Genomic DNA, 13,325 nt, shown 5'->3' with positions numbered 1-13,325 from the left:
ATTATTTTTCTAGGCTGCTTGATCTAAAATACTTTCGTTTAAACCACAGTGCCACGTTTACTAACGCTATCATGACTGGTACTTCTACAAGTGGACCAATAACGGCTACAAAGGCCGCACCAGAATGGATCCCAAATACACCAACCGCTACTGCAATCGCTAATTCAAAATTATTACTTCCGGCTGTAAAAGCAAGAGTTGTAGTTACAGGGTAATTCGCTCCAATTTTCTTTCCCATGAAAAATGAGATAAAGAACATAAGTATAAAATAAATTAATAACGGAATTGCGATCCGTACTACATCTAAAGGCAAGGCTACAATAGCATCCCCCTTTAAAGAGAACATAATGATAATCGTAAATAGTAATGCAATTAATGTAATCGGACTGATTTTTGGGATAAAAACTTTCTCGTACCATTGTCTGCCCTTTGCTTTTACTAGAGTAAAGCGTGTGATCATTCCTGCAATAAAAGGAATACCCAAATAAATAAAAACTGATTTTGCAACCTCCAGCATGGTAATGTTTACAACCGCTCCTTCAAGCCCGACCCATTGTGGAATAACGGTAACAAACACATAGGCATAAACGGAGAAGAATAGCATTTGGAAGATAGAGTTAAATGCGACTAAACCCGCTGCATACTCCGTATCTCCCTTTGCAAGGTCATTCCAAACGATAACCATCGCTATGCAGCGTGCTAAACCGATCATGATTAGACCAACCATATATTCTGGTTTATCAGGAAGAAAGATAATTGCTAATAAAAACATAAGGACTGGACCGATGATCCAGTTTTGAACAAGAGATAATACTAGGACCTTTACATCCTTAAAGACTCTTCCAATTTCCTCATAACGAACTTTTGCTAATGGAGGGTACATCATTAATATGAGACCAATCGCAAGAGGAATCGAAGTTGTACCTACCTGCAAACTGTTCATACCCTCAACAAAATTGGGAAACACGAAACCTAATCCTATCCCTATTGCCATCGCAAGAAATATCCATAACGTTAGGTATCGATCCAAAAACGATAGCCGTTTTTTATCTGTATTACTCACTTTTTCCACTCCTCATTAGCAGCCGCACCTAAGTGTAGGATTGCTTTTTTCAATCATTTTGATTTTATCTGTCTGTTCTGGAACATGGCTCATAATCGTTTCAATCAGACCGTAAAACTCACATTGTTGGTTCAGAGAATAATAAATCCACTGACCTCTCCTCTCTTCCTTTACGAGCCCTGCATCTTTTAATTTACGAAGATGCTGGCTGATTGATGGCTGACTTGTATCAAACACCTCCAACAATTCACATACACAGCATTCACGTTTTTGTAAAATAGCAACGATTGTTAAGCGTGTTTTATCTCCTAATAGTTTTAAAACGTTAGCCGTCTTTTCTAATTCAACTTTTGCCTTGAACACTATGAACACCACCCTATTAACATATAACTATTTGCTTATATAGTATACCAGGTGTTAATTGAATTCAAGTCCTATTCAAATTCTATTGATATGGCAGAATATTCAACCGCACTGTAAGAAAACCTATTATTATATGGAGGTGAAAATAAATGAAAAAACTGCTCTATGGTATAGTTTGTATTGCCTTCCTTGGCTTTCTGACAGCATGCGGCGGCGGTGACGACGAAGCTGACCAAGACACAACACCTACTGAGGAACAGGCTGGGGATGAGCAAACAGCGGATGCCGGTGACGGCGATGCTCTCTTTCAGCAAAACTGTTCGTCATGTCATGGCGGGGATTTAAAAAGTGGAGGAGCTCCTGACCTAGACAAGATCGGCTCAAAATACTCGAAAGATGAAATTGAAGAAATTATCGTAAATGGAAAAGGTGGAATGCCTGGAGGAATCCTTACAGGCGAAGATGCAGATGCCGTAGCCTCATGGCTTTCAGAGAAAAAATAAGCAGGAAAAACCAGATGGAAAATCCAATCTGGTTTTTTATTTATATGAAGTTTCCTAAAATCTAATTATTTGATAGATGAAATAGTTTACACTACAATTAAGGTGTTTTATAACACATTTAAAAGAATAAAAGGAGCACAAAATGAAACTAAAAGTACTACTTCTTTTCTTCATGGCTGTTTTAGTAGTAACAGCATGTGGACAAAAGACACTCAGCGAGCCGATCACCTTACATAATCAAGACCAGAAAAAAGTAACTTTTCCATTAGAAAAACCAACAGTATTCTTTTTTATTACTACCTACACCTGAGGACTCTGCCACCAGCAGCTAGTTCAGCTGCATGAAAATCTCGGTAAATTAGAAGGCATGGATGTAGAAATGTATGTTATTAGCAAAGATTTACCTGAAGAACAGCTTCAACTATACAAAGAATTAGAAGGTATTTATGGTGAAAGTCTCTCCTTCATTTCTGATCCTGATTTAGAATTAATAGACCACATGGGCATGAAAAATGGTGATGTAGCTTATCGAGGCTACGGAATGCTTGATCAAAACGGGAAAGTTGTTTTTAAAACGGTCAATGATCACTGGGGAGAGCAAATTGATAAAACAGTAGAAGAAATCAAGGATGAATATAATAATCTTAAATAGATTATCTCTTGTTAATCCCACCTGCAACAAGCCGCAATCAACTCGATTGCGGCTTGTTGTTTTTCCACGTATCTTGGAACTAAAAATAGGAACTAAAAATAAAGGGATACGTCTAACTACTGGGTTGATTTCATAAAGTGGGAAGACATTGAATACAACGGTATTTACTCTGGTGTTTTAGCCGATGAAAAATTCATTGGGGAAAAACTCGGTACTGTTAAATATAAAGTCGCTGACAACGTAACCAATCCAAATTACAAAATTATAAATGGTGATGCTGCCTTTCATGAAAAAGGAACCGAGATTTTCACCATTCATGGGCAGCCAAATCTAATAGCCGTAAAGGATGCCAGCCAAATAAACGGTTATAGAGTTTATTATTCACGTGCCGCAACAGAACAACAATGGCATTTTAAGAATGTGGCACTTGATAAAGTGAATAAAATAGAGATTTATCAACCTTATACCTCTGAAGGTAATAAATTACTAAGTACTTATACCAATCATGAAGAGTTAAAACACATTCTTGAACTATTAAAAAATAGTGAAGAGTCACCAAATTTCTCCCCAAATACCGAAAAAGGTGGCCCTGACTACTTTCAAATTGTTTTGTATACTGACCAACCTATAGCTTATAAATTTGATTTACAATTTGATGGTGCCACCTACTATTGGTACCCATGGGATCCTGCAATTTTATCAAATGAAGTTGAAACATATCTTAAGAAAAAATAACAAGCTAATCGAATTGATTAGCTTGTTATTTTTATAATTTTCGATACCAATCTGCTGCTGCTTCTACTTCTTGTCTAGTCAATTGATGACCATAATTCTCCCAATGCAGGACAACCTTTGCATTGGCATTCTCTAATAAAGATTGAAGTTCAGATGATTCCGATGGCGGACAAATGGGATCATTTGTTCCTGCTGCGATAAATACGTTCTTACCCGTTAAATCTGGAAGGTCTATTCCCCTTCTCGGCACCATTGGATGATGGAGAATACCACCATTTAAGGCGTTTGGATAGTGGAATAGTAAACTTGCGGCTATATTAGCTCCGTTAGAGTACCCGATCGCAATGATATTATCACGGTCGAATTCATATTTCACAGCCGCTTCATCTAAGAACTCGTTTAATTCCTTCGTTCGGTTTAGGAGGTCTTCTTCATCAAACACGCCTTCTGCTAATCTTTTGAAAAATCGCGGCATTCCATTTTCTAAAACATTTCCGCGGACACTTAATACAGACGCTTCATCATCAATCATTCCAGCTAATGGCAGAAGGTCTAATTCATTTCCACCTGTACCATGAAGCATAAGAAAAATTGGTTTTGTTGCATCTTTTCCCTTATTAAATATGTGTTTCATCATTATCCCCCTTTAAAACTCGAACCACCACAGGCGGTAAGGTTTCATTTAATTCATCTCGTTTTGATTCTAACCATGATGGTAACATAAGATTTTTTCCAAGTTCAGCGGCTGATTCATCGATCATAAAGCCTGGTGGATCGGTTGCTATTTCAAACAAGATGCCGCCTTCTTCATGAAAATAAAGTGCTTTGAAATAGTTCCGATCAAGAATTTCAGTAGGATAATATCCCTTGTCCTGGATGCGTGTTCTCCACCTGACATGATCCTCTTCATTCCTTGCTCTCCATGCAATATGGTGAACCGTTCCTGCCTCCATTAGACCACGGACTGAAGGATTTAGCTTAATATCAATGGTATTACCTGCTTCGGATTTAAATCTAAGAAATTCATTCTCTTGTCCTATACATGTAAGTCCCAATACATTCTCAAGAACATCAGCCGTTTTATGTGGCTGAGCAGAAAAAAGAACAGCACCGGCCAACCCTTTTATTGCATACTCTTTTGTGATTCCTCCGAATTCCCATGTATTACGTGATCCTTCATTTCTCTCAACCAATTCGATTTTTAGTCCATCTGGATCTGTGAAGCTCAAGTATCCTTCACCAAAACGAAAGGATGAAGAATACTCAATATTAAAATTTTGTAATCGATTCTCCCAAAATGGATAGGAACCAGGTGGTATAATATAGCTTGTCACTCCAACCTGCCCAGTACCTATGCGGCCTTTTAACTGATTAGTCCATGGAAAAAAGGTAATAACTGTTCCAGGCTCTCCTGTATCATTTCCAAAATATAGATGATAGACTTCTGGTCGGTCAAAATTTATCGTTTTTTTACAAGCCTTAACCCCAGAACACCAGCATAAAAGTCAATAGTTCTTTGAGCATCGTTTACCATCGCTGTGATATGATGAATACCTGCTGTTTTTTGCACCCTTATCCTCTCCATTTCAAAAGGAATCATTTAGGCCGTTCTATTGAAAATATTTCACCAATTTTTGCATAATTCGTACCAGCCAATCTGCTTACAGCTCCTAAACCAATCGGATCAATTCTACCTTTTTCGTAGATATCTTCCTCTATATGAAATTGAACAATTTTACCAATGATTAGGTCACATCCCGGAGTATCCGTCCCTCCTAGTTCGAGCGAATGTTCTAACGTACACTCCATTCGAATTTTTGCTTCACTTACACCCGGAACTGAAATTTTTACGCTTTCTACAGGTGTTAGTTTTGCTAACTCAATTTCACTTTGATTAGGCGGTAAACTAGCAGCAGTTTGATTGATTTTTTCAACATTGTTTTCATCCACAATATGAACGACAAACTCTTTTGACTCAATAATGTTTCTCGCTGTGTCCTTCTGTCTTCCACGAGAGCGCTGTATCGCCAAAGAAATCATTGGAGGGTTGGATGAAACAATATTAAAATAACTAAACGGAGCCCCATTTAAAATCCCCTTGCCAGACAAAGTGGTAACAAATGCGATGGGTCTAGGAACAATACTACCGATTAAAAATTTATAATTTTCTCGTTCGGTATTTTTTGAAGGATCAATTGAAAGCAAAAGAAATCACTCCTCTTAGTCTAATTCTCTTACTTCAAATGGTAGCAAACCTTTTTCAATCTGTCCTCTATGAGGCTCATACTGTTCTGGCAGCATTAATTTTTCACCCATTGTACCCTGTGTTTCATCATGGGCAAACCCTGGGGGATCTGTGGCGATTTCAAAAAGGATTTCGCCATGCTCTCTAAAATAAATGGCATTAAAGTAGTTCCTATCCTGAACCGGAGTGACACCATATCCATTTGCTGCAACATACTTTTGCCAATCCAGTTGGTCTTGGTCATCAATCGCCCTCCAAGCAATATGATGGACGGTTCCAACACCCATACTTCCTCGGCCAACTGGAGATAATTTTAGGTCAATCACATTACCGATATCAGCTGATGAACGAAAACGAACGATATCTTCTTCTTTACCGACAAGTTTTAGGCCCATCACCTTTTCAAGCAATTCCGCTGTTTTGTCAGGCTGAGTTGATAATAACGTTGCGCCCCCAAATCCTTTAATTGCTACTTCAGGGGTTACGTCGCCGAAACTCCACGAATTGACTTCCCCTTCTTCTCTTTCTACAAGTTCCAAATGAAGTCCATGTGGATCATCGAATTCCAAATATTCCTCTCCAAATCGTCCCATTTCTGTATATGGTACATTGAACTTTTCTAGTCGCTTTTTCCAAAATCCAAAAGAACCTTTTGGGACTACGTAAGAGGTTACCCCTACTTGACCATCGCCGATTCTTCCTTGACGTGCACCTGCCCAAGGGAAAAAGGTAATAATGGTTCCTGGTTTACCACCTTCATTCCCGAAGTAAAGATGATACGTACCTGGATCATCAAAATTGACTGTTTGTTTTACTAAGCGTAATCCTAAAACACCAGCATAGAAATCTACATTCTCCTGTGGATGGCCCACGATTGCAGTGATATGGTGAATACCCATTGTTTGTTTAATCATTTATTTTCTCCTTTTTATTGAAATTGATCTAAATTTATTTGATAATTTATTTTACCCTATTGATTAGTTTTATCGCATTTTATTACTTAGATTTAAGAATCTTTAAATCGAGATATTTTAGAATAAAAAATAATCTATAGCAAATTGTCCTGGTCCAATTAAAGCAACACCGATAGCCACCACAAGTAGTGTTAAGTTAAATTCATACCCATTTTGTGTTGCCCATAATCCATTTACTGCATGCACTTTAATAATTGCCATCACCATCGTACCGGCTATCAAAATTCCTGCTAGCGGAATAAGAAGTCCTAAAGCGAATAAGATACCACCAATCAACTCAGCTAATCCAGCCATAATCGCCATTGTGACACCTGGTTTAATTCCAATCGATTCGAACCAACCACCGGTTCCTTTTATACCATAACCTCCGAACCAGCCAAACAATTTTTGTGCACCATGACCTATAAATAAAGCACCAATTACCAATCTAATTAATAACAATCCTACATTTATCATTATTTATTTCCTCCTAATATTTTATCTCGAAATCGAGATATTTATCAAAAAAATTAACCCTTTACTCTACTTTGCACTTTTTTTAGAAGCGAAACAATTGTTTCTGCTTCTTTATCCCCCAACGAATGAAATATATGATCGACCAATTCCTGATGTTTGGGCATGATTTCCTTCATCAACTGGAATCCATCATCAGTTAATGTAACATGTATGATTCGGCGATCTTCAGGACAATCATTTCGACTCAACAAGCCTCTTTTTTCTAATTTATCAATAACATATGTCATTGAACCACTTGATATTAGTATGCGATTTCCTATCTGCTGAATGTTTTGTTTTCCTTGTAAAAAATGTACTTCTAAAACGGAAAATTCGGTAACACTCAATTTGTAATTCAACATTTCATCTCTAATGCGTTCTTGAATAGCCTTTGAAGTTTGCATCATTAACAAAAATGGCTGGTTAGTGCATTTGTACTCCATTTAATCACCGCCTAAACATTTTGAATTAAGATATCTTTAATATGAGATAATCGTAATACATGTTCTCATGTTAGTCAATAACGTTTTGAACATAAATTGTAGAAATCCTAAGAAAATGTGTACATCCCCAGTAAAAGTCTATGGATAAATGCCAGACATGTGTTGATATATTCAAAATTTGTGTAGATAAACGAATGAGATGTGTTAATTTCCTAAAAACCTCAAATATAAAAGCGAAATCTTCGTAGATTTCGCTTTAATCTTTATTTATAAACCAAAGGTTGAATGGTTTCGTTATCGCCAATAAGAGTAATGTCACTAAATGGTGTTGAATCTCCCACCTTAGAATTAGCGGCAATCAAACTTCCACTTCCAACTACAGAGCGATAAATCTCTGCATTTTCCCCTATTATGGTATTAGGTAAAATAACAGAATCCTTTATGATCGCCCCTTTACCAACTATTACGCCATAAAATAATACAGAATTTTCAACCTCTCCATAAACCTTGCAGCCTTCACTTATAATCGATTGGTGTAAGGAGGCTTTTCCATCTAAATACATGGGTGGCTGGCTAATTCCGTTCGTATAAATAATCCATTCTTCATTTTTTAAAATTGGATTCGTGTTTACCGATAGAAGATCCATATGGGCTTCCCAAAAGCTTTGGACGGTTCCAACATCCTTCCAATAACCGTTGAAGTGATAGGCATGTAGATGGCAGTTTTCTTGAAGCATAGAGGGGATCACGTCTTTGCCAAAATCTTTGGAGGAAAATGGATTGTTTTCTTCTTTTTCGAGAAATTCCTTCAGAATAGGCCAGTTAAATAAATAGATTCCCATAGAAGCAAGATTAGACTTTGGATAAACTGGCTTTTCTTCAAACTCGGTAATCTGATTTGTCTTTGAATCAATATTCATAATTCCGAATCTGCTGGCTTCACTCCATGGGACTTGGATAACGGAAATCGTTACGTCAGCACCAGATCGTTTATGCTCATTAATCATATGACTGTAATCCATTTTATAAATGTGATCTCCCGAGAGGATGAGCACATATTCTGGATTTTGACTTTCAATAAATCGGAGGTTCTCGTATACGGCATGTGCAGTTCCTTCATAGCTATTTTCTTTATTGTCTCTTTGATTCGGTTGAAGGATAGCGATTCCTCCAATTTTTCGATTTAGACCCCATTTTTCTCCATTCTCTATATAATTCTGAAGTGTCTCCTGCTTATATTGAGTTAGGATGCCAACCGTATCAATGCTAGAGTTCTTACAATTACTGAGTGCAAAATCTATGATTCGGTATTTACCTCCAAACGGGACTGCTGGCTTTGCTACGTTACGAGTTAATTCCTTTAGTCTTGATCCTTTTCCTCCTGCTAACAACATGGCTATGCATTGTTTTTTTGTCATTTCTACCACCTCTTTCATTGACGCATTCGCATATGTAATACTTATTTGTCCTCATTGTAGCACCTGTACTAAAAGGAACACATTAATAAATTGCGACGGGTAAAATGTATATTCGACTAAAATCCTTTTTACCTTCAAAAATAAACAAAATATCGTAATGAGCAGGTACGGTATACAAACTGTTCATGTCGAATCCTATCGATGTAATAATTGAAACATATGGAGATTTTGTGAATTAACATTTTGATAAAAAAACACGCTGATTCTATATCATCAGCGTGTTATCAAATCTATTAATGACCGACAGCTTTTTCAAGACCGCCTGGTTTATTATGAACTGCTAATTTTTCTACTAATTTATTACTCTCTTTATTCAGGCCGATTAACTTTACTTTCGTACCATTCTGGTGGTATTTAATGACCACCTTATCAATAGCGCCAACAGCCGAATCATCCCATAAATGTGCTTGTGTTAAATCAATCGTTACTTCATTGACATCCTCATTGTAGTTAAAACTTTCTAGAAAGTCTGTAACAGAAGCAAAAAATAATTGACCGGTGACACTATACACTTTTTTATGTGAGCCATTCGAAGCTAAAGTTGTTACCTTTACTTTCGAGATCTTGGAAGCGAAGAAAATCGCACTTAATAAGATTCCAACAAAAACACCTTTTGATAAGTCATGGGTCATAAGAACTGTCACAACCGTTACAATCATGACGATTGTATCGGAAATAGGGGTCTTGTGGATGTTTCTTAGTGATGACCAATCAAATGTTCCGATCGAAACCATGAACATAACTCCAACTAATGCTGCCATTGGAATTTGCACCAAGAAATCATTTAACAGGATAATTAACACCATTAAAAAGACACCAGCCACAAACGCTGATAATCTTCCACGGCCGCCGGATTTCACATTAATGACAGACTGTCCAATCATCGCACAGCCTGCCATACCGCCGAAGAATCCTGAAACGATATTTGCAATTCCCTGTCCTCTTGCTTCCTTATTCTTGTCACTTGTTGTATCTGTCATATCGTCGACAATCGAAGCAGTTAACAAAGATTCAACCAAACCAACGATGGCAATCGATAGTGAATAAGGGAAAATGATTTGTAATGTTTCAAACGTAAACGGAATATCAGGAATTAAGAAAAATGGCAGGGTTTGAGACAATTCGCCCATATCTCCAATCGTACGAACACCGCTACCTGTCATAACGGCAATGACTGTAATCGTGATAATAGCTACTAATGGAGATGGCACAACCTTTGTAAAACGAGGGAAAATATAAATAATCGCTAAAGCTCCTGCGACCATGGCATACATTGCCCAAGATTCACCAACAAAGTGTGTTAATTGTGCTGAAAAAATTAAGATGGCAAGTGCATTTACGAAGCCGATCATAACGGAGCGCGGGACAAATTTCATTAGACGCCCTAATTTGAGTACGCCCATTATGATTTGAATGACTCCTGTCAGGATAGTTGCAGCTAGTAAGTACTGTAACCCATAGTCTGCGACTAACGTGACCATTACTAGGGCAGTGGCACCTGTTGCTGCCGAAATCATTCCAGGTCTTCCTCCGACAAAGGCGATGACAACGGCTATACAGAATGACGCATACAAACCGATCATCGGGTCAACGCCTGCAATAAGCGAAAAGGCAATGGCCTCAGGAATTAAAGCCATTGCTACCACGATCCCGGATAGTATATCTCCTTTAATATTACCGAACCATTCATATTTAATTGTGTTAAGGTTCATGAAGCACCTCTTTCTATTTTTTTTATTTTGACTTTCAACTCTCATGAAAGTCGGGTCCGTTGTGAACAAAAAACAGTATATAGGATTGTGACAAATTTGTGAAATTGAATGTAAACGTACTCATTAATCATTTTTGCTATTTTTTGCAATAATTCTCTTGATATCACCAAAATTGAAGGAAAACAAAAAACAGAAGGGTCTATTTAGCCCTTCTGCTCAATTCACTATTCTAGCTCTTTTTTCAAAATTTCATTTAAGTCCGTCCAATTTAAAATTCGGGGATATTGTAGATGGCGATTATAAGACTGATCTCTCATAAATACTTTTAAGGAATCATGGGTTAATGTATCTAAAACTTCAGCCTTATCATCAAAGTAATAGTCAAGCTCTAATTCTTTGATAATTTCGACCTTTTCGTGATCAAGCATTCCATAGAAAAAACGGTCATCCCGAACAGGGAACCCTTGTTCAATCATCCATTTTTTCGTCCGTTCTCCATGTTCTTTTGGCCGAGCGGTTATGTAATAGATTTCATGCCCTTTTCTTTCAAGTTCTTGTAATGTCTCAACCGCATTTGGAAAAGGAGGACAGTCTGTATAGTAAATCTCATCTAATGAGGATTTCCACATTTGACTTCCCTCTTCATCACTTAAACCAAAAGGCTCATGAATTTCCACTCTTTTTAACGCATGGAATACTTCAGATGGTACATTTTTGTTTAGCTTCTTATTGTAAATAGTAAATGCATGTTCTCTTAGGTTGATTAATGTATCATCAATATCGAATCCAAATTTCATCTTAATGCCCCTCGTGTGAGTAAATCGGATATCCAGTGAATTTATAATCAGGTCCAATTTGCTGGACAGATAAGCCCGCTAATTGGATTGCATCTTTCATTTTATCCATCCCTGCCCCTGCTAAAAACGAGGGAGCATTGCTGCCGCCAATAATTTTTGGCGCTACATATAAAACTACTTTATCAATTAATTTATTTTCAAGGAATGCCCAGTTAACCGTGCCTCCTCCTTCGATTAATACAGAGGAAACAAGCTTCTCTCCCAAAATTTGAAGGACCTCGGTTGGATTAACATGCTTTGATCCGCTCGTTGGAAAAATAGGAATTCCTGAACTTTCTAATACCCTGGCTTTTTCTTTATCATAATTTTCGCTTGTAAATATCCATGTTTCGGCTAGGTTATCCGTCAGCACCTTAGATTCTAATGGAATTCTTAAAGTAGAATCCAAAACGATTCGAATAGGATTCCTCCCATTTGGTATCCGGGTCGTAAGCTCTGGATCATCCTTTATAACCGTGTTAACGCCAACAAGAATCCCCATATTCTCATTTCGAAGGTGATGGACGTCGTTTCGAGCTTCTTCAGAAGTAATCCATTTACTATCAAACGAATGGGTGGCAATTTTCCCATCTAGGGTAATACCTGCTTTCAACGTCACAAAAGGTGTTTTCTCTACAATGAACTTATTAAATACTTCATTCATTCTTTGTGACTCTTCCTGACGTACACCAATAATCACTTCGATACCGGCATCCTCGAGAATTTTCACACCATTCCCTGAAACAACTGGATTCGGGTCTAGGGTTGCAATGACAACCTTTTTAATTCCTGCTTCGACAATCGCTACAGCACAAGGTCCAGTCCTTCCATGGTGGGAGCACGGTTCAAGAGTCACATAAATGGTTCCGCCTCTTGCTTTTTCACCAGCCATTCGAATGGCGTGGATCTCAGCATGCGGTTCACCAGCCTTCAAGTGAGTACCTATTCCTACTATTCGGTTATCATTAACAATTACAGAACCAACCAACGGATTGGGGTCAGTCTGACCCTTCATCGCCTGGGCATTATTTAGAGCTAAATCCATGTAAAATTCATGATTAGTCATTTGGACAAGTCCCTTCGTCCTCTTCTAGATGTCCAGACTTATTAATCTTTGTCTGCAAATACTTCTCATTATACTCGGAAATATCTCCCCAAAGCGGCTGTCTGCCCGAAACTTGTAATCCAGCTTCTTTTAAAGCATTCAATTTTTTAGGATTGTTTGTCATTAAAGTAACCGGTTTTTGACGGATAGCCTTTAATACTTGAATGGCGTCACTGTAGTTTCTGGAGTCATCTACAAACCCAAGACCTTCATTTGCCTCAACTGTGTCATAGCCGTTCTCTTGAAGTACATAAGCCATTGCCTTACTAAACAAGCCAATACCTCTTCCTTCGTGGTTAGCTAAATAGAACAAGGCACCTGTTCCATGTTCTTGAATCATTTTCATTGATTTTTTAAGCTGGTAGCCGCAATCACATCGTTTACTTCCAAAAATATCACCCGTATGACAAATAGAATGCATACGAATAATCGCATCCTCTCCATACTCAAAGTCCCCATAAACTAAGACACTTGACTGTTGTAATTCAGCTAAGTTCGAAGAGGATAATTTATCAATAATTCTTTCGAAATCCTCTGTAACCTCATTACAATTTAACCAGCAGTACCATTTGAACTCCACTGTTTCACCGTAAAGATTAACGGGAAGTTTAATAGGACCCACTAAATAAATGGCACCTTTCTCCGTACGAATTAATTGGATTTTATCTTCTAATACTGAAAGTACTTTAGAATCCAGACCTTGTTCCATGTATATATCCCC

General features: G+C 37.7%; 15 protein-coding genes and 2 pseudogenes. 4 read left to right on the top strand and 13 right to left on the bottom strand.

The window, feature by feature from the left end; genetic code table 11:
- Position 1 precedes the first annotated feature (1 nt).
- Together arsB and QFZ31_RS04175 are read right to left on the bottom strand one after the other, a co-directional pair.
- Entirely contained in the window at positions 2-1,063 is a 1,062-nt protein-coding gene (gene arsB / locus QFZ31_RS04180; protein ID WP_307301143.1) for an ACR3 family arsenite efflux transporter, read from the bottom strand.
- 15 nt (positions 1,064-1,078) lie between these two features.
- Positions 1,079-1,426: an ArsR/SmtB family transcription factor gene (locus QFZ31_RS04175; protein WP_307301142.1), complete on the bottom strand. Its 348-nt coding sequence runs from the start codon at positions 1,424-1,426 to the stop codon at positions 1,079-1,081.
- A 149-nt stretch (positions 1,427-1,575) separates the two neighbouring features.
- Here QFZ31_RS04175 and cccB point away from each other — a divergent pair, with 149 nt between their 5' ends.
- The 4 genes and pseudogenes from cccB to QFZ31_RS04155 all read left to right on the top strand — a co-directional run bounded on the left by cccB (position 1,576) and on the right by QFZ31_RS04155 (position 3,316).
- Positions 1,576-1,929, top strand: coding sequence for a cytochrome c551 (gene cccB, locus QFZ31_RS04170; protein ID WP_307301140.1), 354 nt, complete (start codon positions 1,576-1,578; stop codon positions 1,927-1,929).
- A 142-nt stretch (positions 1,930-2,071) separates the two neighbouring features.
- Entirely contained in the window at positions 2,072-2,239 is a 168-nt protein-coding gene (locus tag QFZ31_RS04165) for a hypothetical protein (RefSeq protein WP_307301138.1), read from the top strand.
- 15 nt (positions 2,240-2,254) lie between these two features.
- Positions 2,255-2,581 (top strand): annotated as a pseudogene (locus QFZ31_RS04160) (hypothetical protein); the annotation flags it as partial.
- A 420-nt stretch (positions 2,582-3,001) separates the two neighbouring features.
- Complete coding sequence (locus QFZ31_RS04155; protein WP_307301134.1) at positions 3,002-3,316, top strand: hypothetical protein; 315 nt, start codon at positions 3,002-3,004, stop codon at positions 3,314-3,316.
- A gap of 31 nt (positions 3,317-3,347) precedes the next feature.
- On the opposite strand, the gene QFZ31_RS04150 is transcribed toward QFZ31_RS04155, so the two are convergent.
- The 11 genes and pseudogenes from QFZ31_RS04150 to QFZ31_RS04100 all read right to left on the bottom strand — a co-directional run bounded on the left by QFZ31_RS04150 (position 3,348) and on the right by QFZ31_RS04100 (position 13,313).
- Positions 3,348-3,953: an alpha/beta hydrolase gene (locus QFZ31_RS04150; RefSeq protein WP_307301133.1), complete on the bottom strand. Its 606-nt coding sequence runs from the start codon at positions 3,951-3,953 to the stop codon at positions 3,348-3,350.
- Positions 3,934-4,901: pseudogene (locus QFZ31_RS04145) on the bottom strand (ring-cleaving dioxygenase). The gene QFZ31_RS04150 and the pseudogene QFZ31_RS04145 overlap by 20 nt, the downstream one beginning before the upstream one ends.
- An 11-nt stretch (positions 4,902-4,912) precedes the next feature.
- Complete coding sequence (locus QFZ31_RS04140) at positions 4,913-5,521, bottom strand: flavin reductase family protein (protein WP_307301130.1); 609 nt, start codon at positions 5,519-5,521, stop codon at positions 4,913-4,915.
- Positions 5,522-5,536: 15 nt separating this feature from the next.
- Positions 5,537-6,475 carry a ring-cleaving dioxygenase gene (locus QFZ31_RS04135; protein WP_307301129.1) on the bottom strand — a complete coding sequence of 313 codons (939 nt, stop codon included), beginning with the start codon at positions 6,473-6,475 and terminating at the stop codon, positions 5,537-5,539.
- 117 nt (positions 6,476-6,592) lie between these two features.
- On the bottom strand, positions 6,593-6,991 hold the full coding sequence (locus QFZ31_RS04130) for a DoxX family protein (RefSeq protein WP_307301127.1): 399 nt from the start codon (positions 6,989-6,991) through the stop codon (positions 6,593-6,595).
- A 53-nt stretch (positions 6,992-7,044) separates the two neighbouring features.
- Positions 7,045-7,473 carry a MarR family winged helix-turn-helix transcriptional regulator gene (locus tag QFZ31_RS04125; protein ID WP_307301126.1) on the bottom strand — a complete coding sequence of 143 codons (429 nt, stop codon included), beginning with the start codon at positions 7,471-7,473 and terminating at the stop codon, positions 7,045-7,047.
- A gap of 263 nt (positions 7,474-7,736) precedes the next feature.
- On the bottom strand, positions 7,737-8,891 hold the full coding sequence (locus QFZ31_RS04120; protein ID WP_307301124.1) for a glucose-1-phosphate adenylyltransferase: 1,155 nt from the start codon (positions 8,889-8,891) through the stop codon (positions 7,737-7,739).
- Positions 8,892-9,184: 293 nt separating this feature from the next.
- Positions 9,185-10,663, bottom strand: coding sequence for a SulP family inorganic anion transporter (locus QFZ31_RS04115; protein ID WP_307301122.1), 1,479 nt, complete (start codon positions 10,661-10,663; stop codon positions 9,185-9,187).
- A 224-nt stretch (positions 10,664-10,887) separates the two neighbouring features.
- The gene (locus tag QFZ31_RS04110) at positions 10,888-11,460 is read right to left on the bottom strand and encodes a 5' nucleotidase, NT5C type (protein ID WP_307301120.1); all 573 of its coding nucleotides are present in this window, start codon (positions 11,458-11,460) and stop codon (positions 10,888-10,890) included.
- 1 nt (position 11,461) lies between these two features.
- Entirely contained in the window at positions 11,462-12,565 is a 1,104-nt protein-coding gene (ribD, locus tag QFZ31_RS04105) for a bifunctional diaminohydroxyphosphoribosylaminopyrimidine deaminase/5-amino-6-(5-phosphoribosylamino)uracil reductase RibD (RefSeq protein ID WP_307301119.1), read from the bottom strand.
- Positions 12,558-13,313: a GTP cyclohydrolase II gene (locus tag QFZ31_RS04100; protein ID WP_307301117.1), complete on the bottom strand. Its 756-nt coding sequence runs from the start codon at positions 13,311-13,313 to the stop codon at positions 12,558-12,560. Before QFZ31_RS04100 ends, ribD begins: the two co-directional genes overlap by 8 nt.
- Positions 13,314-13,325 lie beyond the last annotated feature (12 nt).

Source organism: Neobacillus niacini (genome assembly GCF_030817595.1).
In the GTDB taxonomy this organism is placed as follows: domain Bacteria; phylum Bacillota; class Bacilli; order Bacillales; family Cytobacillaceae; genus Neobacillus; species Neobacillus niacini_G.
Note: the sequence above shows the minus strand (reverse complement) of the source record. Positions and strands in the feature narration are given on the sequence as shown.

What these genes read in the sequence shown, in the direction of transcription:
- QFZ31_RS04130 (WP_307301127.1), bottom strand. Translation starts at nt 6,991, where the DNA reads ATGATAAATGTAGGATTGTTATTAATTAGATTGGTAATTGGTGCTTTA.
- QFZ31_RS04110 (WP_307301120.1), bottom strand. Translation starts at nt 11,460, where the DNA reads ATGAAATTTGGATTCGATATTGATGATACATTAATCAACCTAAGAGAA.
- QFZ31_RS04100 (WP_307301117.1), bottom strand. Translation starts at nt 13,313, where the DNA reads ATGGAACAAGGTCTGGATTCTAAAGTACTTTCAGTATTAGAAGATAAA.
- QFZ31_RS04135 (WP_307301129.1), bottom strand. Translation starts at nt 6,475, where the DNA reads ATGATTAAACAAACAATGGGTATTCACCATATCACTGCAATCGTGGGC.
- QFZ31_RS04120 (WP_307301124.1), bottom strand. Translation starts at nt 8,891, where the DNA reads ATGACAAAAAAACAATGCATAGCCATGTTGTTAGCAGGAGGAAAAGGA.
- QFZ31_RS04115 (WP_307301122.1), bottom strand. Translation starts at nt 10,663, where the DNA reads ATGAACCTTAACACAATTAAATATGAATGGTTCGGTAATATTAAAGGA.
- ribD (WP_307301119.1), bottom strand. Translation starts at nt 12,565, where the DNA reads ATGACTAATCATGAATTTTACATGGATTTAGCTCTAAATAATGCCCAG.
- QFZ31_RS04165 (WP_307301138.1), top strand. Translation starts at nt 2,072, where the DNA reads ATGAAACTAAAAGTACTACTTCTTTTCTTCATGGCTGTTTTAGTAGTA.
- cccB (WP_307301140.1), top strand. Translation starts at nt 1,576, where the DNA reads ATGAAAAAACTGCTCTATGGTATAGTTTGTATTGCCTTCCTTGGCTTT.
- QFZ31_RS04150 (WP_307301133.1), bottom strand. Translation starts at nt 3,953, where the DNA reads ATGATGAAACACATATTTAATAAGGGAAAAGATGCAACAAAACCAATT.
- QFZ31_RS04125 (WP_307301126.1), bottom strand. Translation starts at nt 7,473, where the DNA reads ATGGAGTACAAATGCACTAACCAGCCATTTTTGTTAATGATGCAAACT.